Genomic DNA, 20,267 nt, shown 5'->3' with positions numbered 1-20,267 from the left:
CTATCGGCCGACAGACGCGTTTCTTCGCCACGACTACTGAAAACCAGCGTATCGTTGACTACATGAGCACGGCTGCAGATGGCGTGGAACATACGTTCCATTCCAGCCGACCTCGACCAATGGCGCACATTCGAAGATTGATTAAGTGGTCAACGGCCGAACCTGAATTTAACACGGAGACTTTCACATGCCGCTTTCGATGTACCGATTGACAATCCCCGTTTTTCAACGCGGCCTTGTCACCATGAAGACCTATCTCGACAAGGCGGAGATCTATGCGAAGGAGAAAGGCATCGATTCCACGACGCTGGTCGGCGCCCGACTTGCCCCGGACATGCTTCCGCTATCGGGCCAATACCAACGTGTCACGGATACCGCCAAGCTGGCCGTCGCACGCCTGACCGGCATCGATGCTCCACGCTTTGAGGACAACGAAACGACGATTGAGCAACTGCGCGAACGGCTCGCCAAGACGGAGGCCTACCTTGCCACCATCACGCCCGAGACGATTGACGGCAGCAACGGCCGCGAGGTGACTATCTCCCCCGGCGGCAACAAGACGGTGATGCGCGGCGACGAATATCTCGCCACCTATGCGCTGCCGAATTTCTATTTCCATATCGCAATGGCCCACGCAATCCTGCGCAACCAGGGCCTGCCAGTCGGCAAGATGGATTATCTAGGCTCTTTCGGCTGATATCTGCGCGGGCCGGAGCGTTACCGGCCCGCGTTCTGTCAACTCGGTATAGGCGAGCGTCTGGTCGAGATGCCGGGCACGCAGCGATAGAAGCCTTTCCGCATAGGCAAGCCGAACGGACGCATAGGCCGGATCGTCCGCACGGTTGATCAGCTCATCAGGGTCGTGCTTGAGGTCGAAGAGCAATTTCGGCAGGCCGGCGAAATGCACATATTTGAAGTGCTGATCCCTGATCACCGCCAGATTGCATTCGTTCGAGGCGAGACCGAAATAGCGCTCGCTCTGTCCCTCGGCGATATCGCGGAAATCGAACTCCCAGAACGCGGCATCGCGCCAGCGGGCAGGCTTCCGACCTTGAAGAAATGGTGTCAACGCCTCCCCATCGACATGATTGCCAGGCTGGATACCCAGTAGATCGCAGAGCGTCGGAAAGACGTCTGCCGCGCTGGTGAAGCTGTCGATCTTTGTCTGCCTGTGCGCGCTTGCTCTTGGATCGCGTATGACCAGCGGGATGTGATAGCTGCCATCGAAGAAGCCGCCCTTGCCAAGCGTCCAGTGATCGCCGGCCATCTCCGCATGATCCGATGTAAAGATGATAAGCGTATTCTCCCAGGCACCGCACTCCTTCAGCGCCTGCCAAATCCGACCGAGTTGGGCGTCCACCTCGGCGATCATGCCGTAATAGGTGGCACGGATTGACGCGAGATCGCTCATCGACCAGCCGCTGATCGGCCCGGTGGCGCCGTAAACGAAACTCCCTTTGCCGGTTCGCGGCATTGCGTAGGCAAGATAGGGATGCAGCGCCTCTTCTTTACCACGCGTCTCCGCCCTCGCGAATGCGGGGCCATCGGCGGCGGCAAACATCGTATTATAGGGAGCCGGCACTGAAAAAGGCGGGTGCGGCCGCAAAAAGGAAACATGGGAGAACCACGGCGCTTCCTGTTCGCCCACCCAGCGAATGAACTCGCCGGCGAGGAATGCCGTTTGCGTCTCATCCCTGGAATAGGGGGGTGCTGCGCTGGAAATCTGCCCGGGCCTCGCACCGACGGGAATATGCACCGCCCGGCTGGTCGCGTCCTTGTGGCCACGCGACCGCAACCAGGAAAGCCATTGCTTTTCGTGTTCCGGCAAAAGCTGACGGGCGCTGAATCCCGGAAGCAGGCCCTCGTAGGTCGTCAGATGCGGATCGTTCTGGCCCATGCCACGCGGATCGGGCGCCGTATCGGTATAACCGAACAGGATCGGATCATAGCCGGCACGCCGGGCGGCCAGCGCCAGATTGTCGAAGCGGGCATCCAGCGGTGATCCATTGCGGCAAACGCGATGGTTCATCTGATAGAGCCCGGTATAAAGCGTCGCCCGTGCCGGCGAGCAGGGCGCCGCTCCCGCGTAGTGTTGGCGGAAGACCACACCTTCGCGCGCCAGGGCATCGACATTCGGCGTCTTGACGCAGGGATGAGCGACAACCGACAGGCAGTCGCCCCGCCATTGGTCGGCGGTGACCAAGAGGACATTGGGCCGATCGCCGACCCGTCTAGTGATGGTTGGATTTGGCATGCCACTTCCACGCGGATTCGATGATGCGCGACAGGTCGTATTTGGGGGCCCAGCCAAGGACCGCCTTGGCCTTGTCGTTGTTGGCGACCAGCGTGGTGGAATCACCTTCGCGTCGTCCGACATATTCCACAGGGAACGGTCGCTCGGTGACGTCCTCGATGGCCGACAGCAACTCTTTGACGGTCGTGCCCGTCCCGGTTCCAAGATTGAGCGCGACGGACGTGCCGCCGTTGAGCAGATATTCTACCGCCCTGACATGCGCATCGGCCAGATCAAGGACGTGGATGTAGTCGCGCACGCAGGTCCCATCGCGGGTGTCGTAGTCGGTTCCGAAGACCTTGAATCCCTGCCGCCGGCCGAGTACCGCTTCGATCGCCAGCGGGATCGCGTGAGTTTCCGGGGTATGCCATTCACCGATCCGGCCGTCGAAATCGGCGCCGGCCGCATTGAAGTAGCGCAGGATCACCGAGCGGAAGCCGGTATACTGATCGTAATCGGCAAGCGCCTGCTCGACGACATATTTGGTTCGCCCGTAGGGATTGATCGGCACCTGCCGGTGGCTCTCGTCGAGAGGCAAGGTCTGCGGCAATCCGTAGGTGGCGCAGGTCGACGAAAAGACGAAGGCATGAATACCGGCCGCCTGCGCCGCAGATAGCAGCGTTAGCGTGCCGACCACATTGTTTTCATAGAAGGAAACTGGATCCTTGACCGATTCTCCGACTTCGATCAGCGCCGCAAAATGAAGAATGGCCGACGGCTTGTGCTTGGCCAGGACTTCGTCGAGGCGGGCGCGATCACGGATGTCGCCCTCTTCGACAGGCCCCCATTGGACAAACTCACGATGACCATTGGAGAAATTGTCAAAGACAACCGGCCGGAAGCCCTTGTTGGCAAGATCGAGACACGTGTGCGAACCGATATAGCCGGCACCGCCGACTACCAGAACCGTTTCTCCCGCCATGGATCATTCCCTTTCGATCAACTGTCTTATGCTGGCCCCAGACTTAGACCAGTTGAAGCGTGAGAAAAAGATGGAATACGCTCAAAATAGGATGACGCCCCTATGGGCGACCAATCGTGGCAATTGGCTAGTTGCGGACGTCGGCAGAAAGCGGGCATTGGGCGAACGTCCGCGTCCGCGATCCGGTCTAGATGCTCCGCTCACGTTCGAGGTCGGCGATTTCTTTTGAAACGTCAGCGATCCGCTGTCGCAGATCCGCCTCCGTTCCATCATCGACCTCCTCGTTGCCGAAGCAATAGCGTGCATTGTGAAGCTCGAGTTTGGCCTCTAGTTCTGCACGCTTGGCATAGAGGCGATCAAGATATCTGTTGCCCATCGGCTGCTCTCAACATGGATTTCTATCTAGATAGATGGGGTGGCTTCGATCAGAATTCGATAGATGCATGATCAAACGTATATCCAGATACAATGCATTCACCGCGCCGAGGTTCCGCTCGTCGGATCGCCATAGACTTCCGTAAGCAAAAATCTTGTTATGAGAGTAACATTCCGCGGCAATTGTAGATATAGCGCGTTGACGTCACACTATGACTTAACAAAATTGTCCAAAAGCGAATTATAAGCTATCTTTCCACGTGGTCTATTCACGGAAAGAGACTGATATTTTCCGATATGGCAAACATTCGCAAATTTATCTTTCACGATCTTCGCACTATCAACGGTTATATCGATCCTCCCGACGCGCTGGTTTTCCTTTCGATTTTGGAGAGCCAGCACGAGCGCGATCTCAAGGGAGGCCTTGCCGAAATCGGCGTGTTTTTCGGGCGTTCGTATTTCTTGATGAGGAAAATCACTGCGCCGGATGAGAAGGTTCTTGCAATCGACCTATTCGATCTCGGAGACCCGTCAGACGGCCGTTCCACGCAGTACCAGCAATTCATCGACAACGGCATGCGGCTGGGGCTGGCGGTGGACGAGAACCTCGTGATAGTCGGCGATAGCACAAAGCTCGTTGCAAAAGACATCGTCGACAGGGTCGGAAAGCTCAGGTTTTTCAGCATCGACGGCGGTCACATGCTGTCTGATATCACCGCTGACAGCCACCTGGCAGAAGGCGCCCTGGCAAAGCATGGCGTTATCGCCTTCGACGACACTTTCAATCCCGCCTGGCCGGAAGTCACCGTCGGCGTTGCCGATTTCCTGCGCAAGAGCAATCGATATTCGGCCTTCTGCATGACCAAGTACAAGACCTATGTCTGCAGGAACGAATTCCATGACGGCTATCTGGCGGCAATCGAGAGCGCACCGCATCTTCGCCCATTCGAGCACATGGAAACGGAGTTTCTCGGCGCGAAAGTCGTCCGCCTGCACGATCCGTTCCATCGCCGCATCTTGCACGAGATCGCCAACCGTCTGGGATTGAGTGCATTTTCGGAGCGCGTCTATCGTTGAGGTGGGCGAAGGTCAGGCCGTTCGACAATGCCTCTATGCGCGATCATTCCTTTTGCAGGCAATGCCCGGCCGCCATCGCGTTCGTGCGGGCAGAAGCCCTGTCGATCTTGCCGGCGGCGACCAGACCCTTGGTTCTCTCCGTAACCACTGCCCGCAAATCTGCTCCTGGCTTATAGCTCGGCAACACGTCGTCATAGATGACCCGGCTATCGCCGCGAAGCGCTGCAGCACACCCGTCGGCCGCCTTTTGGTCGGCAAGAACGGGCTCTGCGGCCAAGGCAACCGTGCAAAACATGGCAGCCGTCCCAAAAGCGAAAAAGAACCTCATTGCAACCCCTCCCGATCCGCTGCGCAACAAGCCAATTCGATCTCTACATTAGCAATTATTGGCACAGCATAAAACTGCTCCGATGCTTGATCGTTGCCGGCATCGGTCGGAATGAAACGCTCGTGTCTTGGCGGCACGTTAGCCTTTGGCAGAGCAAAAAATTTGCCTAACCTTTTGAGCAACTTCATGCTGCAATGCAATATGCGTCTTTCATTAGACAAAATCCCGGCGTAGCCTAGGCCCGAGTCAGTCGTGACTCCGCACTTGCGTTTGACCGCCGGCACGCTTGCGAAGCCGGCCCGGAATATCGCCTGAGCGCGTGAAATTGCTGATATGGAGTGGATGATTGCTGGCTTCCGAAGCGGACGAAATCGTCTTTGAGCATCTGAGTGAAAACCGATCGCGGGCGGCATTGAGAGGCGCATTCTGGTCGGCTCTGGACACCTTGATACCGACCGCACTCAACAGCCTGGTTTTTATCGTCACATCGCGATTTCTTCAGCCGCAGGATTTTGGACTTGTCGCACTTGCCTTCAGCATAGTGAGCTTTGCCGCCGGCCTTGGGCCGACCGCTTTCGGTGAAGCGCTCATCCAGCAGAAGTCCATCAGGCGAAGCCATCTCGACACCGTCTTTTGGCTGTCCTTCTTTTCAGCGGCACTTCTCTACGGGGTGTTGTTCTTCTCGTCTCCGATGCTTGCCCACGCATTGGGCCACGATGAAATCGTTGGCCTGCTGATGATCATTGGTTTGAAGATCTTCTTCGACATGATGATCATCGTTCCGAACGCGCTGATCGGAAGGACGATGTCCTTCCACTTGGCCGCAGCGCGCACCGCAATCGCCACTTTCGTCTCAGCCACCATATGCCTGTCGCTGATCCTGGCGGGCTTCGGCCTGTGGGCCTTGGCGATTGCGCAGATCGCAGCACCTGCAGCTGCCTGCGTCGCCGCCTTCTGGGGTGCGCGGTGGCTTCCCGGGGTGCGGATAAAGCTCAGCAGCCTTCGCGAGCTCCTGCACTACGGAATCTTCGCCTCGGGCAACCGTTTTCTGCAGACTATGAGCCTTGACCAGTTGATCATCGGCACCTTGGTCAGCCCGGCAGCGCTCGGTATCTATAATTTTGCACGTCGGCTGTTCGAGATGATCAACAACGTCGTCGCCGGCGGTCTGACCTCCGTCACCCATGTGCTGCTGTCTTCGCTGCAACATGATCAAAACAAGGTCCGTGACGCGTTCCTGATGGCAACGTTCGGCTGCTCGCTGATTTCCTTTCCGGCTTTCATGGGCCTGGCAGCAGTGGCCGACGACGCCATCCCATTGATCTTCGGATCGCATTGGGCCGCTGCCATATGGCCCGTTCGCTTCTTCTGCGTCATCGGGTTGATGAGCGGTATCGGCGTTGTCCAGGCGTCGTTGATCACCAGTCAGGGAAGATCGGACTGGTGGTTCTACTATCAGCTGGTCCGCAACATCATCACCATCCTGACTGTCTTCCTCCTGTATAAATATGGCGTCGCCACCATCGTCTTCGCGCTGATGCTCGAAGTGCTGTTGATGTGGCCCATAACGCTCTGGATGGTTTCGAAACTCATCGGCTTGAGCATCGGAGCGTATTTTGTCCAGTTCCTGAGGCCGACGGCCGCCTACCTTGGAATGCTTGCTGTTGTCTTGGCGGTATCGGCGGGCTTGCACGATTGGCCGCCGGCCTGGCGATTGATCAGCGAGATCCTGGTTGGCGGCATCGCCTATTCGGGCCTGATATTCGCACTGTGCAGAGAGCGAATCCTCTTCTTGGTCAAGACAACGTTGCAGGGGCGCCAAAGGAAAGCGCAGTAGCCGCCGTTCGGCGCAGGGTCGAAGGCCGATCCTGTTCCAGTATTCGATCTCCGCGATTGCGGTTCTGATTTTAAACAAGAGGAAGCACAATGACGCTGGTCACGTTCATCATCCCGGTTCGCCACCAGGCAAATTCGAACGATTGGCCATCGTTGAAGAGCAGGCTGTCGCAAACGGTGGCATCGATCGCCGGGCAGTCAAACAGCGATTGGCGCGCCGTCATCGTCGCCAACGAGGGCGCCGATCTCCCCGACCTGCCGCCGCAATTTTCCGTCGAGCGGGTTACCTTTCCGCCAAATGAGCTGCACGATATAAATGGTTCTGATCGCGAAAAGGTCTATGACGCCTTCCGCCGGGATAAAGGCCGACGTGTGCTCAGCGGCATGCTTTCCGCTCGCGATACACGCTTCTTCATGATCGTCGACGATGACGACTTCGTCAGCGCTAATATTGTCGACTACGCAGCCAAGCACCCCGACGCCAACGGCTGGAAGATCGAGAAGGGCTATCTTTGGAACGAGGGCGGTCGACTGCTTTTGCATCACGATGATTTTGCAAATTTCTGCGGCACGTCCCTGATCGTGCGTTCGGATCTTTATCGTCTTCCGGCAACGCTTGCGGACGCCGACATCGACTACATCAAATCGATGCTCGGCAGCCATATCCGCATCGGCAAGGCACTCGCCGATGCGGGCAATCCGCTGGGTGCGCTGCCCTTTCGAGGCGCGATCTATCGGATCGGGCACAGCGGCGCCCACAGCAAATCTTCAAGCTTGATCAGCACCTATTTCCTGAACGTGGCCGTTCTGCGTCACCCACGGCAGCTCCTGCGCAATCTCAAGCGCGTACGCCCGCTCGATCGCAGCCTGCGAAATGAGTTTTTCGGCGCAAGGGCGCACGGATAAGCCTCGGGTCTCGGAGCACCGAACCGACGTCCTGGAACGATTGAGAGACTAGTGAAGGTATTGCGATGAGAAACCTGGACATCCACTCCCTGAACGGCGCGCCGACAAATGCCGGTTGATGAAACGAGACATCGATACGCGTCACTCGACGCAATGCGGGGCCTTGCGGCATTCGCGGTGGTCGTTTACCACCTCGACAGGCCCTATGCGCCCTCGGCCTATGTCGCCGTCGACTTCTTTTTTGTCCTCAGCGGATTTGTAATTGCCAGGGCCTACGGCGAGAAGCTTGCGAGCGGAATGACTGTCCTGGCATTCATGAAAGCGCGATACGTCAGGCTCTATCCGCTTTTCCTGCTCGGCAGCCTCTATGGCCTCATCCAGTTGCTCACCCATTGGCAATCTTCGGGCGTCGGCAGGGCGGATTTGCTTGCAAGCGTGGTTTCGACCTTGTTCATGTTGCCGTCGCCCAGCTTCCTGACAAGATCGGCGGGAGATCTATGGCCGCTCTACCCGCTGAACGGCCCGGCCTGGTCGTTGTTTTGGGAGTTGCTGGCAAATCTCACCTTTGCGTTCGTCCTTTTCCGGCTGAAAACACGTAGCCTCGGCGCAATCGCTATCGCTTCCCTAGCCGTCTTGGCTGCCTCGGTCCTCGTGCACAAGTCGCTTGACCTCGGCTGGGAATGGCGATCCGTCGACGGCGGCCTTGCCCGTGTCTTTTTCTCCTTCACCCTGGGGATGATCATTTACAGGATCAGGACCGTCCACGGCATCGGGCGAACGGTCAGCACCTATTTTGCCGTTCTGCCGATCGCGGCCATTTGCGGACTGTTGTTTCTGCCGACCTATTCGCTGAAATTCGCACTGCTTTTTTGCATCTTGATCTCGCCGCTCATCGTTTTCGCCGGCACGATGCTCGAAATCCCCGCGCGGTTCCAACGGATTTGCATTTTCCTCGGCTACCTGTCCTATCCCATCTATGCCTGCCACCGCGGCTTCACCGACATATACGCCAGTCTGATGCGCGACGTTCCTCTACCGACGCCCGCCTATATCCTGCTGTTTATCGCCTTGATTTCGGTAATATCCTATCTGTCCGCGCAGGCCGCTTCCGCTGCTACAAACTATGCACTGTCGCGAAGGCGCTCGACCAAACAGGTAGACGCTACATCCGGCTCCTAGCAGCAGGCGCCCTCTAACAACACGCTTGGGGGTAACACAGGCCGGCAAGCGGCAAGCGTATCTTTGCGCCACGGCGTCATCATGGGAGCGACGACTGGAGATACACGATGCTTAAAGATACCTGCCTCGGCCATCATCCATTCAAAGAGCTGGAGAACCTGAAAAACTTCTAAGTTAGCTCGGATCCACGAAGGCTCGCGCATCCTCAATACTCGGCCAGGTAGACCCGGTATCATGCTCGATGAACTCGGCGATGACAGCAGGTTGCTCTTAAAGTTGGTCTATGCGGACACGACCGCTGGCTGCACGTCCTGGGAGATAGACGCCTTATTCCCCGGGTCGGTGTTGTGCCATGAGGTCAGGTGTCGCCGTGCCGTGGTAAATGAAGCTTTCGGCCTCGACTAAATTAAGCTTTATCGTCAGGCTCGTGGCCGAGGCGTCTATCACCGAATATTGAAGGGGCGTTGGTTCGATGCTTAGCTGGCGATAGATGAGCAGGGCGGCATGAGTTCGGTCGTTGGCCTCGACCTCGTGATGCGTGGTGACTATGAAGCGTGGCATTAGTGCTGCTCCTCTTGGTTCACTGCGAATCAGAGGCTAGCACAGCCATTGCCGACCAACGAGTGGTAGGAAGGGCTAGCCAGTGAGTAGGCGTTACTTCTTCATCAAGTTCACGATGATGGTGTTGGAATCTCAGTCTACGCCTGGCGGGGTGGCGTTATTAACTTGAACCAGACGGCGAAGAGCAATGGCAGCGAAGACGACTCTTAATGCGAAGAATCTGGAAGCTCTTGGCCCGCAGCGGCTTGCCGAGCTGCTGATCGAGATTAGCACCGGCAGCGCAGCTCATAAGCGGCGACTTCGCATGGAACTCGCCGGTAGTCATAGTAGTGCCGAGGTCTCGCGCGAGGTGCGTAAGCGCCTTGCCAGCATTGCTCGCGCGCGAACTTTCATCGACTGGCGCAAGGTGAAAGCGCTCAAGGCCGATCTGGAAACGCAGCGCAAGACAATCGTCGATTTCGTTGCTGCCGACGATCCGAAAGAGGGCTTCGAGCTGATCTGGCAATTCCTTGCCCTTTCCGATCCAATCTTCGCCAGATCCGACGATGGCAGCGGCTCGCTTGCCGAGAGTTTTCGTCAAGCTTGCACGGATGCAGGCGTTATCGCAAAGGCGGCGAATCTCGATCCCGATACTCTCGCCAACAAGATTCTATCAGCTGTCCAGGACAACGGTTACGGTCAGTATGACCGGCTGATCACTGCGATGGTCCCGGCACTCGGCAACGACGGTCTTGAATGTCTGAAAGCCCTACTTGTGCAATGGTCGAAGGAACCGGGCGAGAAGCTCTCCCAGAGCGACCGCCAGGTCATCGGCTGGAGCAGCAAAGGGCCAATCTACGAGGACGAAATCTACGGCAATCACCGGGAGCTAACGGTCCGCATCGCTCTACAGGAGATCGCCGATGCTCAGGGCGACGTAAATGCATACATTGCGCAGCAGCCTGAAAAGACGCGCAGAGCGCCCTTGGTGGCTACGGACATCGCCGGCCGTCTACTTTCTGCGGGGCGAGCCCATGAGGCGCTGGAGACGCTGGATAGTGTCGATACCAAAGGCCGGGTCGACGTTCCGATCGAATGGCAACTCGCACGCGTTGCGACGCTCGAAGCCTTGGGACGCGCGGACGAAGCACAGACCTATCGATGGAAGTGCTTTGAGGAGTCGTTGAGTGACGCACACCTGCGTGCCTTCCTCAAGCGGTTGCCGGACTTCGATGATCTGGAGGCCGAGCAGAAGGCATTCAGCCATGCCCAGGCTTTTCCAGACGTTCACAGGGCGCTTGCTTTTTTCCTAGTCTGGCCCGCGCTCAGCGAGGCGGCGAAGCTCGTCGTCCAGCGCAAGCCAGAACTAGACGGCGACCTCTATGAACTGATGACGCCGGCTGCCGACACCCTTGCCGAAAAGCATCCGCTCGCGGCAACACTCGTCTTGCGCTCAATGATCGACTTCACGCTCGATAATGGGCGATCCAGTCGCTACAAGCACGCGGCGCGGCATTTGGTGGAATGCAGGGCCCTTGCACCCCATGTCGGTAACTTCGCCGGCGCCGGATCTAACGATGCCTACGTCGAAGAGCTAAAGCGCCGGCATAGTAAGAAGCACGGCTTTTGGAGCCTGGCATCGTGACGAGCCGGCGCAGCTGGGCCCGCCAACGTTCTCTCAATTTTCTGACCGTTGCCCTGTGTGGTTAAGCTGACAAAATTTTCAGAAATTTTTTGGCTTCGTTCGCTCGTCTTAGTATGCAGCTCCGCCCGACCCGGCCGTCATTGGCGGGGTGACCCCAGGGTGGGTCAAACGTTCGCGTCAGTTTGAGCTTGGTGGGGACCTGGTACGTGAGACGGTATCGCTCCAAGCAAAGGGCAGGCAAGGTGAAGAAAGAGATGCAGGAAAACACACACCTTCTATAAAACAACAGCAATAACAATTACTTCAGAGAAAGATATGGCGGAGAGGGTGGGATTTGAACCCACGGTGCCCTTGCAGGCACGCCGCATTTCGAGTGCGGTACATTCAACCACTCTGCCACCTCTCCGCATAACTGGTTGGCGCCATCAGGGCGCGGCCGTTCTCATAGCGATAGAAAGATGGGCTGGCAAGGGTGAATATTCAAGCTTTTCATCATTTTGCCTTGACAGATTCTGGACGCTCTTGTATCCCGCCTTCGCAATAGGCGTGGAGAATTCTGCGCCTGGCAGCCGAGCGCTTGCGCGACGCTTCACCGGCAGACCGAGCTCCAGGCGTCAAGCCTTTGAATTCCCTGCTATATCTAGACTGATAAAAAGACGGCCGCCTGCATTGCGGGAGAGCCGGAACGAACATGAAAGGATAAAAAATGTTCGCAGTCATCAAGACCGGCGGTAAGCAGTACCGTGTGGCAGCAAACGACGTGCTGACCATCGAGAAGCTGGAAGCCATCGCCGGCGACACTGTTGAATTTAATGAAGTTCTCGTTATCGGCGAAGGCGCCGATGCAGCGATCGGGGCTCCCTTCGTTACGGGTGCTTCCGTCAAGGCCGAGGTGGTCGAGCACAACCGCGCGCGGAAGGTTATCGCCTTCAAGAAGCGTCGTCGTCAGAACTCGAAGCGCTCGCGCGGTCATCGCCAGCATCACACTGTTGTCCGCATCACGGACATCGTGGCTGCCAAGTAACTAACGGGATCAAGGGTTAAAGGAGAACTCCAATGGCACACAAAAAAGCTGGCGGTTCGTCGCGCAACGGTCGCGATTCCGAATCCAAGCGCCTTGGCGTGAAGAAGTTCGGCGGCGAAGCCGTCATTTCGGGCAACATCATCGTGCGTCAGCGCGGTACGCAGTGGCATCCGGGTTCCAACGTTGGCCTCGGTAAGGACCACACCATTTTTGCGCTTACCGCGGGCAATGTGAACTACCGTACGAAGGCAAACGGCCGAGTATACGTGTCTGTAATGCCGAAAGCGGAAGCAGCGGAATAAGCCGGTAGCGCTCAAAAACAGCCGGCGTCTCATCGACCCGGCTGATCGCATCAGGTTCAGTCTAGAAAAAAGGGGAGATGGGGCGCCATCTCCCCTTTTTTTTCACTCTCCAGGAGGACTGAACCATGCAAGGCGAATTATTGAGGGAAGACCAATCAAGGTCTCCCGAAGAACGGCTGAGGCCGGACAGGTTAAGGACCGATTGCCCCGTCTTATTATCGGAAAGGCTCGTTTTGCGCGCGCCCCACGAAGAAGACATAGACGCCCTTGCCCATCTCGCCAACAACGCCAACGTCGCCACAATGGTATCGCGGATGCCGCACCCGTACACGGCCAAAGACGCCGCCGACTTCGTGCGACGCACGAATATCGGCGAGATTGGCAAGTGCGTCTATGCGATCACCAAGTCCGAAAACGGTGCCTTCATCGGTTGTTGCGGTGTCGAGCCGGGACATGATCCGGCAACCGTCGAGATCGGCTATTGGTTGGGTGAGCCCTATTGGAACCAGGGTTATATGACGGAAGCCACCCATGCCCTGATCGACATGGTCTTCCGGACACGCGAATGCGTCGAGCAGATCGACGCCCGCTGCCGGGTAACCAACGTCGCCTCGCGCCGGGTGATCCACAAGTGCGGCTTCCAGTTCCAGGGATCGGGGCTGGCGGCGTCCTTGGCGCTCGGCGGCACGGTGCCGGTCGAGTGGTTTCGGCTGGACCGCAAGACCTGGATGTCGCTCAGGAGCTGGGGGGCATTGCGATGAACGCCGCCCTCTTCCACGGTCGCCACGACAATGCGGCTGGCCCTGGCCCGATACCGGTCATCCAGACGGAGCGACTGACCTTGCGGACGCACCGCCTGGCGGATGCAGATGCGATCGCGAGCTCGCTGTCGGATTTCGCGGTCACGCGGATGATGGCCCGGGTGCCAGCGCCCTATGACCGTCAGGATGCGCTCGACTGGCTCATCCCTCGTGCTTCGGGCATCGATCGGAACTGGACGCTTGCAATCACCGAAAAGGACGACGTCCATATCGGTGTCGTCGCGATCGAACTCAGGCATGGCCGCTGGAATCTCGCCTATTGGCTGAACCGCTACTACTGGCGGCGAGGCTTCATGGGTGAGGCAGTGTCCGCAACGCTTGAGCGGTTCGGGAGGCGAATGCCCGAAACGGCTGTGCATTCCGGTGTCTTCGTCGACAATCCTGCATCCTTAAAGCTGCAGGAGAAGCTCGGCTTCCGCATCACGGGCTGTACTGAAGTTTACAGCTTCGCACGCAACACCATGGTCCCGCATGTCGAGACAGTGCTGTCGCCAGGTACGCTGCCTATTTCGCGGGTTGCCTAAACGAGAGCCATCGCTGCATCTACGGCGATGGCTCTATCCGTCAGTCCAATTCCATCCAGACCGGAAAATGGTCAGACCCTTCCGCATCGGTGTCGACATAGGCGGACCTTAGCCGGCTTTGGAGGCCGCAACTGATGAAGCAGTAATCGAGATGCATTCGTCGCATATGATTTCCCGGATCTACCCAGCTATAGCAGCCCGGCTTGTACCAGCCGGCAAGATCGAGCGCGTCGGCAGGGATATCGAAGCGGGGCACCCGGTCGTAGAATTTGTCTTTTGTGCCGACGCAGGCCCTGTATTCCGGCGATTCCGGCTCCATGTTGAAGTCGCCCATGACGATATAGTCCTCGGGCAAAGGCGGATCGATCAATCCGACCTCCTCGCCGCCGGTAAGCGACCCGCCTTCGCGCACGAAGCTGTTGAGACGATCTTTGAGATGGTTGATTTGGGCGATCCGCTCGTCGGGCGAAACATGGTCGAGATGCAGGGAATAGACCCTAAGCGCACCCTTCGGCGTGTCGATCACCGCTTCGGTGGCGCCGCGCTGCATATTGAGTTTGGACAAGGTGCGGCTGCGCGGCAAAAGCAGCGTGCGGGTGGCAAGAATGGGCCAGCGCGACAGCACCATGTTGCCGAACTGGAAGCGCCGGCTGACCTGCCGCCCGTCTCGGACGATGGTATCGTGGTGAATGTCGCAGGCCGGCCCATAGGCGGAGAAGTGGTCGGGAAGCAATGCCTCGATCGCTGCGACCATGTCGACATGGCCGTTGCGGGGCGAGCCGCGGGTGACCTCCTGCAGCGCAATGATATCGGCATTGGCGATGCTCGCAACGATCCGTTCGAGATCATATCTACCGTCGAGACCGAACCCGTACTGTATGTTATAGCTTGCCAACTTCACGATAATCTTTGACCTCCGGCTGAACCGCCTATATCGAAGCGGCATGCGGGTTCAATCTGGTACCGAATAGCGGACATAAAATGAAATTTCTAGATGAAGCGAAGGTCTATATCCGATCGGGTGATGGCGGCGGCGGCAGCGTTTCGTTTCGCCGCGAGAAGTTCATCGAATTCGGTGGCCCTGACGGTGGCGACGGCGGACGCGGCGGTGATGTCTGGGCCGAGGCGGTCAACGGACTGAACACCCTCATCGATTTTCGCTTCCAGCAGCATTTCAAGGCCCAAATCGGCACCCATGGCATGGGGCGCAATCGCACCGGTGCCAACGGTAGCGACGTGACATTGAAGGTTCCGGTCGGCACACAAATCTTCGAGGAAGACAGCGAGACGATGATCTGCGACCTGACGCAGGAAGGCCAGCGCTTTCGCCTGGCCGCCGGCGGCAATGGCGGTTTCGGTAACGCCCATTTCAAATCCGCGACCAACCAGGCACCGGATTGGGCAAACCCCGGCCTAGATGGCGAAGAGAAGACGATTTGGCTACGGCTGAAGCTGATCGCCGATGCCGGCCTGGTCGGTCTTCCCAATGCCGGCAAGTCGACTTTTCTTGCGGCGGTCACCCGCGCTCGCCCGAAGATTGCCAATTACCCATTCACCACCTTGCACCCAAACCTCGGCGTTGCGACCGTCGATGGCCAGGAATTCGTTCTGGCCGACATTCCAGGCTTGATCGAAGGGGCGCATGAGGGCGTCGGCATCGGCGACCGTTTCCTCGGCCATGTCGAGCGGACGCGCGTGCTGCTGCACCTCGTATCCGCGCAAGAGGAAAAGGTTGGCAAGGCCTACAAGACCGTCAAGCATGAGCTTGAAGCCTATGGCAACGACCTCACCGACAAGCCGGAGATCGTGGCGCTGTCGCAGATCGATGTCCTTGACGATGCCGAACTCAAGAAGAAGACCCGCGAGCTCGCGCGCGCCTGCGGCAAGACGCCGTTCCAGATTTCCGCGGTTACCGGCAAGGGCATGACCGACCTGCTACGGGCGCTCCGCGATATTATCGTCGTTGGACAGCCCAGTGAAAAGCCGCTCAAGGCACTGAAAATCCGCCACCGCGATATCGAGGGGTTGGATGAAGACGGCAAAGGCATAGACGAGGAGCAGCAGGGATGACAGCCCGCAAGCCGCTCGACCGCTACCGCCGCATCGTCATCAAGATCGGCTCGGCGCTTCTGGTCGATCGCAAGGCCGGCCTCAAGAAGGGCTGGCTGGATGGCATATGCACCGACATTGCCGCCTTGAAGGCGAAGGGCATCGACATTCTGGTGGTTTCGTCGGGTGCGATCGCACTTGGGCGCTCCGTGCTCGATCTTCCCTCCGGCGCTCTGAAATTGGAGGAAAGCCAGGCAGCAGCAGCCGTGGGCCAGATCTCGCTTGCGCGCGCCTGGTCGGAAAGCCTGTCACAAGGCGAGATTGTCGCCGGTCAGATCCTGCTGACGCTCGGCGATACCGAGGAGCGCCGCCGCTACCTGAACGCAAGGGCCACTATCAGCCAGCTGTTGAAGATCGGCGCGGTTCCGATCATCAATGAGAACGACACCGTCGCCACCAGCGAAATCCGCTATGGTGACAATGATCGCCTCGCTGCCCGCGTCGCGACGATGACGGGTGCCGATCTGTTGATCCTGCTATCCGATATCGATGGGCTCTACACCGCTCCCCCGCATGTCGATCCGCAGGCAAAGTTCCTGGAAACGATCGCTGAGATCACTCCTGAAATCGAGGCGATGGCCGGCGGCGCCGCCTCAGAGCTGTCACGCGGCGGCATGCGCACCAAGATCGATGCCGGCAAGATTGCCACCGGTGCCGGCTGCGCCATGATTATCGCCTCCGGCAAGACCGATCGCCCGCTGAACGCAATCGAGAACGGCGCACGCTCGTCCTGGTTCGCCCCGTCGGGCACGCCGGTGACGGCCAGGAAGACCTGGATTGCCGGGCAATTGCAGCCGGCCGGCGAACTTCACGTCGATGACGGCGCAGTCGTAGCGCTTGGGGCTGGCAAAAGCCTCCTGCCTGCGGGCGTGCGTTCCGTCACCGGCCATTTCGGCCGCGGCGACACGGTGGCCGTCATGGGGCCGCTCGGCCGCGAAATCGCCCGAGGCCTTGTTGGCTACGACGCCGACGAGGCGCGCCAGATTACCGGCCGCAAGTCGGCGGAGATCGAAGCCATTCTCGGCTATGCCGGTCGCGCCGCGATGGTTCACCGCGACGATCTGGTGATGACCACGACCTCGAAAGCACGAACAGAGAAGCAGAGGAAGGACGAAGCCCATGCTTGACGCCGTCGCCAAGGGCCCCGACATCGATGCGCTGATGAACGACATCGGCCGCAAAGCCCGGGCTGCCTCGCGACCGTTGTCCTTCGCTTCGACCAAACAGAAGAATCAAGCGCTTGAAGCTATGGCCGATGCCATCGTCGCCAACATGAGCGCCATCCTGGCTGAAAACGCTAAGGACCTGAAGGCGGTCGAAGGCACCAATATGCTTGCCTCCTCGATCGATCGATTGACGCTTACCGAAAAGCGCGTTGTCGAAATGGCTGAGGGTATCCGCACCATTGCCGCGCTCAACGACCCCGTAGGGGAGGTCATCGCCGCCTGGGATCGCCCCAACGGGCTGAAGATTGAGCGCGTCCGCACGCCGCTCGGCGTTATCGGCGTCATATTCGAAAGCAGGCCAAACGTCACGGCAGATGCCGGCGCCCTTTGCCTGAAGGCTGGAAACGCGGTCATCCTGCGCTGCGGCACCGATTCCAGACGCTCATCGCTGGCGATCCATGCCTGCCTCGTCGAGGGATTGAAGTCAGCCGGCCTTCCCGAGCACGCGATCCAGCTCGTACCGGTAAGCGACCGGGCGGCCGTCGGCGCGATGTTGCGCGGCCTTGACGGAACGATCGATGTCATTGTGCCACGCGGCGGCAAGAGCTTGGTTGCCCGCGTCCAGGACGAAGCCCGCGTACCGGTCTTTGCCCATCTGGAAGGCCTTTGCCACGTCTACATCGACGCCTCCGCCGACCTGGAGATGGCAAAACGCATCATTGTCAACGCCAAGATGCGCCGGACAGGGGTTTGCGGCGCGGCCGAAACACTGCTGGTTGATAGGGCGGTCGCCTCCACGCACTTGCGGCCACTTCTTGCCGCGCTATCGGACGCCGGCTGCGAAATCAGGGGTTCCGCCGAGGTTTTGGAGACCGCTCCAGCGCTCAAGGCCGCGACCGAGGACGACTGGTCGACGGAATATCTCGACGCAATCATCTCCGTTACTCTGGTGGACGGTATTTCCGGCGCCATCGCGCACATCGGCAAATACTCGTCGAACCACACGGAAGCCGTCATTGCCGAAAATCCCGAAGTCGTTGAGCGCTTCTTCAACGAGGTCGACTCCGCGATCCTGCTGCACAACGCCTCGACACAGTTTGCCGATGGCGGTGAATTTGGCATGGGAGCGGAAATCGGCATCGCCACAGGCAAGATGCATGCGCGCGGACCGGTCGGCGTCGAGCAACTAACCTCATTTAAATACCGTGTGCGTGGCAATGGACAGATACGGCCCTGACGTGACAGCCGAAAAGATCGATCCGCGTTACCTTCGCATGCCGCATGCCGAGCGCGGCATGGTTGTCGGGCTATTTGGCGGATCCTTTAATCCACCCCACAAGGGCCACGCGCTCGTCGCCGAAATTGCCATCCGCCGGCTTGGGCTCGACCAGCTCTGGTGGATGGTGACACCAGGAAACCCGCTGAAAAGCCGAAATCATCTAGCGCCGCTTTCCGAGCGGATTTCACTTAGCGAAGGGGTCGCGCTCGACCCGCGGATCAAGGTGACGGCTTTCGAACGGGCGCTCGGCATGAACTATACCGCCGATACGCTTGCCCGCATCAAGGCGATGAACCGCAATGTCCACTTCATATGGATCATGGGCGCCGATAGCCTAAACACATTTCACAAATGGCAGAAGTGGCAGAATATCGCGCGAACCTTCCCGATCGCAGTCATCGACAGGCCAGGCTCGACGCTCTCCTACCTCTCGGCAAAGATGGCCAAGACGTTCCACTATGCCCGTGTCGACGAAGACGATGCTCGCGTGCTTTGGAAAAGGGCCGCGCCTGCCTGGACCTTTATTCACGGGCCCCGCTCCGCACTGAGCTCGACGGAGCTCCGTGCCGCCCAATAGCGCATCAACGACGATCGAATTTCCGAGGAGTTGCCCAAAATGAAAAACCCGACGGGGGAGGAGATCCGTCGGGCTTTCAAACCTGATCGACAACTGGGAGGAGGAGTGTTGCCGATCCAAATCGAAAGGCGTTGGGAGGAGGAGAACGCCATTTCGATATTTAATATCTATCAGAATTCATAGGCAAATACATTGCTCTTATCGCAATGCAGCTATGCGCAATTGGCATATCTTAGCTCACTTTGTGCCCAAAAAATATCCCCATGTCCTCAAGTCACTATCGGATCCGATCGCGCAGGAGTTCTGCGATCACCTGTGGAGGTGAAAAGCGGTCGTTCGCTGCGGCTGATCGCGAAATGACCCCTAATTGGCCGACCGCAGCAGGCCAAGCCATGCGCCCACCGAATGCAAAACCCCGAAATATTCAATCTTTTCCTTAGGGCACCGGAAAATCTGGCTGGCATCGCGTTATGTTTTTGCGAATACAACCCTAGCCAAAACCGCCGGCAGGCGATACTTCTCGCGTGGCTTAGGCGCTTTTTTGGAGAGAGATATGACCGTCCGTCACCGCCCGTTTGTCAGGCTCGCTACTGCTGCCTTTTCTGCCATATGGCTTGGTATCGCTGCTATTCCCCTGCCGGCTCGTGCCGCAGAAAACGTGACGATCTTTGCAGCTGCCAGCCYGAAGAACGCTCTCGACAATGCCGATGCCGCCTGGACGACACAGACGGGCAAGAAAGTTGTCGTTTCCTACGCGGCAAGCTCGGCGCTCGCCAAGCAGTTGGAAAGCGGTGCGCCGGCGGATGTCTTCATTTCCGCCGATACCGATTGGATGGACTACCTCGCCAAGAAAAACCTCATCAATCCCGACACACGCGTTAGTCTTCTCGGCAACCAGATTGTCCTCGTTGCTGCCAAAGACAAGGCGAAGCCTGTCGACATCAAGCAAGGCCTAGATTTGGCTACTTTGCTCGGCGATGGCCGCCTCGCCATGGGCCAGGTCGATTCTGTGCCCGCTGGCAAATACGGCAAGGCCGCGCTTGAGAAGCTGGGAATCTGGTCTTCGGTAGAGAAAAAGGTGGCCGGAGCCGAAAGTGTTCGCGCGGCGTTGGCCCTGGTATCGCGTGGCGAGGCACCCTACGGCATCGTCTATCAGACCGATGCAGCGTCCGATCCGGGCGTCGCTATCGTTGGGACTTTCCCTGCCGACAGCCATCCGCCAATCATCTATCCGGCTGCAATCACGACCGACAGCAAGAATCCTGATACTGCCGCCTATTTCGATTTCCTGAAATCCGCTAAGGCTGCTCCGTTCTTTGAACATGAAGGCTTCACGATCATAAAATAAGCCAAGGCGCCGTGAA

21 protein-coding genes and 1 tRNA gene are annotated in these 20,267 nt (G+C 58.3%); 15 read left to right on the top strand and 7 right to left on the bottom strand.

Annotated features, from left to right (window positions below):
• Positions 1 to 187 precede the first annotated feature (187 nt).
• The gene (locus tag AB4Z52_RS04850; protein WP_442216779.1) at positions 188 to 697 is read left to right on the top strand and encodes a DUF1993 domain-containing protein; all 510 of its coding nucleotides are present in this window, start codon (positions 188 to 190) and stop codon (positions 695 to 697) included.
• Here the strand turns inward: AB4Z52_RS04850 and AB4Z52_RS04845 are convergent.
• The 3 genes from AB4Z52_RS04845 to AB4Z52_RS04835 form a co-directional block, all read right to left on the bottom strand.
• Positions 680 to 2,254 carry an alkaline phosphatase family protein gene (locus tag AB4Z52_RS04845; protein WP_442216778.1) on the bottom strand — a complete coding sequence of 525 codons (1,575 nt, stop codon included), beginning with the start codon at positions 2,252 to 2,254 and terminating at the stop codon, positions 680 to 682. The two genes, AB4Z52_RS04850 and AB4Z52_RS04845, sit on opposite strands and share 18 nt — an antisense overlap.
• Positions 2,232 to 3,215, bottom strand: coding sequence for a UDP-glucose 4-epimerase GalE (gene galE / locus AB4Z52_RS04840; RefSeq protein ID WP_442216777.1), 984 nt, complete (start codon positions 3,213 to 3,215; stop codon positions 2,232 to 2,234). The genes AB4Z52_RS04845 and galE overlap by 23 nt, the downstream gene beginning before the upstream one ends.
• A gap of 187 nt (positions 3,216 to 3,402) precedes the next feature.
• Positions 3,403 to 3,591, bottom strand: coding sequence for a hypothetical protein (locus tag AB4Z52_RS04835; RefSeq protein WP_442216776.1), 189 nt, complete (start codon positions 3,589 to 3,591; stop codon positions 3,403 to 3,405).
• Positions 3,592 to 3,887: 296 nt separating this feature from the next.
• Here AB4Z52_RS04835 and AB4Z52_RS04830 point away from each other — a divergent pair, with 296 nt between their 5' ends.
• Positions 3,888 to 4,667 carry a class I SAM-dependent methyltransferase gene (locus AB4Z52_RS04830; RefSeq protein ID WP_442216775.1) on the top strand — a complete coding sequence of 260 codons (780 nt, stop codon included), beginning with the start codon at positions 3,888 to 3,890 and terminating at the stop codon, positions 4,665 to 4,667.
• Positions 4,668 to 4,710: 43 nt separating this feature from the next.
• Here AB4Z52_RS04830 and AB4Z52_RS04825 read toward each other — a convergent pair whose 3' ends face one another.
• Positions 4,711 to 4,995: a hypothetical protein gene (locus AB4Z52_RS04825; protein WP_442216774.1), complete on the bottom strand. Its 285-nt coding sequence runs from the start codon at positions 4,993 to 4,995 to the stop codon at positions 4,711 to 4,713.
• A gap of 346 nt (positions 4,996 to 5,341) precedes the next feature.
• Here AB4Z52_RS04825 and AB4Z52_RS04820 point away from each other — a divergent pair, with 346 nt between their 5' ends.
• The 3 genes from AB4Z52_RS04820 to AB4Z52_RS04810 all read left to right on the top strand — a co-directional run bounded on the left by AB4Z52_RS04820 (position 5,342) and on the right by AB4Z52_RS04810 (position 8,916).
• Complete coding sequence (locus AB4Z52_RS04820; protein ID WP_442216773.1) at positions 5,342 to 6,832, top strand: lipopolysaccharide biosynthesis protein; 1,491 nt, start codon at positions 5,342 to 5,344, stop codon at positions 6,830 to 6,832.
• An 89-nt stretch (positions 6,833 to 6,921) separates the two neighbouring features.
• Positions 6,922 to 7,737 (top strand): galactosyl transferase, encoded by an 816-nt coding sequence (locus AB4Z52_RS04815; RefSeq protein WP_442216772.1) that lies wholly within the window; start codon positions 6,922 to 6,924, stop codon positions 7,735 to 7,737.
• A gap of 108 nt (positions 7,738 to 7,845) precedes the next feature.
• Complete coding sequence (locus AB4Z52_RS04810) at positions 7,846 to 8,916, top strand: acyltransferase family protein (protein WP_442216771.1); 1,071 nt, start codon at positions 7,846 to 7,848, stop codon at positions 8,914 to 8,916.
• 327 nt (positions 8,917 to 9,243) lie between these two features.
• Here the strand turns inward: AB4Z52_RS04810 and AB4Z52_RS04805 are convergent, their stop codons facing one another.
• Positions 9,244 to 9,477: a hypothetical protein gene (locus AB4Z52_RS04805; RefSeq protein WP_442216770.1), complete on the bottom strand. Its 234-nt coding sequence runs from the start codon at positions 9,475 to 9,477 to the stop codon at positions 9,244 to 9,246.
• Between the two features lie 187 nt (positions 9,478 to 9,664).
• Here AB4Z52_RS04805 and AB4Z52_RS04800 point away from each other — a divergent pair, with 187 nt between their 5' ends.
• On the top strand, positions 9,665 to 11,101 hold the full coding sequence (locus AB4Z52_RS04800; protein WP_442216769.1) for a DUF6880 family protein: 1,437 nt from the start codon (positions 9,665 to 9,667) through the stop codon (positions 11,099 to 11,101).
• 316 nt (positions 11,102 to 11,417) lie between these two features.
• Here the strand turns inward: AB4Z52_RS04800 and AB4Z52_RS04795 are convergent.
• A tRNA-Ser gene (locus AB4Z52_RS04795) sits at positions 11,418 to 11,507 on the bottom strand.
• 300 nt (positions 11,508 to 11,807) lie between these two features.
• Here AB4Z52_RS04795 and rplU point away from each other — a divergent pair.
• The 4 genes from rplU (at position 11,808) to AB4Z52_RS04775 (ending at position 13,772) form a co-directional block, all read left to right on the top strand.
• Positions 11,808 to 12,125, top strand: coding sequence for a 50S ribosomal protein L21 (rplU, locus tag AB4Z52_RS04790; protein WP_442216768.1), 318 nt, complete (start codon positions 11,808 to 11,810; stop codon positions 12,123 to 12,125).
• Positions 12,126 to 12,157: 32 nt separating this feature from the next.
• On the top strand, positions 12,158 to 12,427 hold the full coding sequence (rpmA, locus tag AB4Z52_RS04785; protein WP_111163104.1) for a 50S ribosomal protein L27: 270 nt from the start codon (positions 12,158 to 12,160) through the stop codon (positions 12,425 to 12,427).
• A gap of 125 nt (positions 12,428 to 12,552) precedes the next feature.
• Positions 12,553 to 13,188 (top strand): GNAT family N-acetyltransferase, encoded by a 636-nt coding sequence (locus AB4Z52_RS04780; protein ID WP_442216767.1) that lies wholly within the window; start codon positions 12,553 to 12,555, stop codon positions 13,186 to 13,188.
• Positions 13,185 to 13,772 (top strand): GNAT family N-acetyltransferase, encoded by a 588-nt coding sequence (locus AB4Z52_RS04775; RefSeq protein ID WP_442216766.1) that lies wholly within the window; start codon positions 13,185 to 13,187, stop codon positions 13,770 to 13,772. The genes AB4Z52_RS04780 and AB4Z52_RS04775 overlap by 4 nt, the downstream gene beginning before the upstream one ends.
• Positions 13,773 to 13,812: 40 nt before the next feature.
• On the opposite strand, the gene AB4Z52_RS04770 is transcribed toward AB4Z52_RS04775, so the two are convergent.
• Positions 13,813 to 14,673, bottom strand: coding sequence for an endonuclease/exonuclease/phosphatase family protein (locus tag AB4Z52_RS04770; protein ID WP_442216765.1), 861 nt, complete (start codon positions 14,671 to 14,673; stop codon positions 13,813 to 13,815).
• A gap of 80 nt (positions 14,674 to 14,753) precedes the next feature.
• Between AB4Z52_RS04770 and obgE the strand changes: the two genes are divergently transcribed.
• The 5 genes from obgE (at position 14,754) to modA (ending at position 20,251) form a co-directional block, all read left to right on the top strand.
• Positions 14,754 to 15,842: a GTPase ObgE gene (gene obgE, locus AB4Z52_RS04765; protein WP_442216764.1), complete on the top strand. Its 1,089-nt coding sequence runs from the start codon at positions 14,754 to 14,756 to the stop codon at positions 15,840 to 15,842.
• Entirely contained in the window at positions 15,839 to 17,008 is a 1,170-nt protein-coding gene (proB, locus tag AB4Z52_RS04760; protein ID WP_442216763.1) for a glutamate 5-kinase, read from the top strand. The genes obgE and proB overlap by 4 nt, the downstream gene beginning before the upstream one ends.
• Positions 17,001 to 18,284, top strand: a complete 1,284-nt coding sequence (locus AB4Z52_RS04755) for a glutamate-5-semialdehyde dehydrogenase (RefSeq protein ID WP_442216762.1) — start codon at positions 17,001 to 17,003, stop codon at positions 18,282 to 18,284. Before proB ends, AB4Z52_RS04755 begins: the two co-directional genes overlap by 8 nt.
• The gene (locus tag AB4Z52_RS04750) at positions 18,259 to 18,903 is read left to right on the top strand and encodes a nicotinate-nucleotide adenylyltransferase (RefSeq protein WP_442216761.1); all 645 of its coding nucleotides are present in this window, start codon (positions 18,259 to 18,261) and stop codon (positions 18,901 to 18,903) included. The genes AB4Z52_RS04755 and AB4Z52_RS04750 overlap by 26 nt, the downstream gene beginning before the upstream one ends.
• Positions 18,904 to 19,456: 553 nt before the next feature.
• Entirely contained in the window at positions 19,457 to 20,251 is a 795-nt protein-coding gene (modA, locus tag AB4Z52_RS04745) for a molybdate ABC transporter substrate-binding protein (protein WP_442216760.1), read from the top strand.
• The last annotated feature ends 16 nt before the right edge of the window (positions 20,252 to 20,267 follow it).

This window comes from Rhizobium sp. 2YAF20, assembly GCF_052114685.1.
Classification (GTDB): Bacteria; Pseudomonadota; Alphaproteobacteria; order Rhizobiales; family Rhizobiaceae; genus Rhizobium.
The sequence above is the reverse complement of the archived record's forward strand: the minus strand, read 5'-3'. Positions and strand labels throughout refer to the sequence as shown.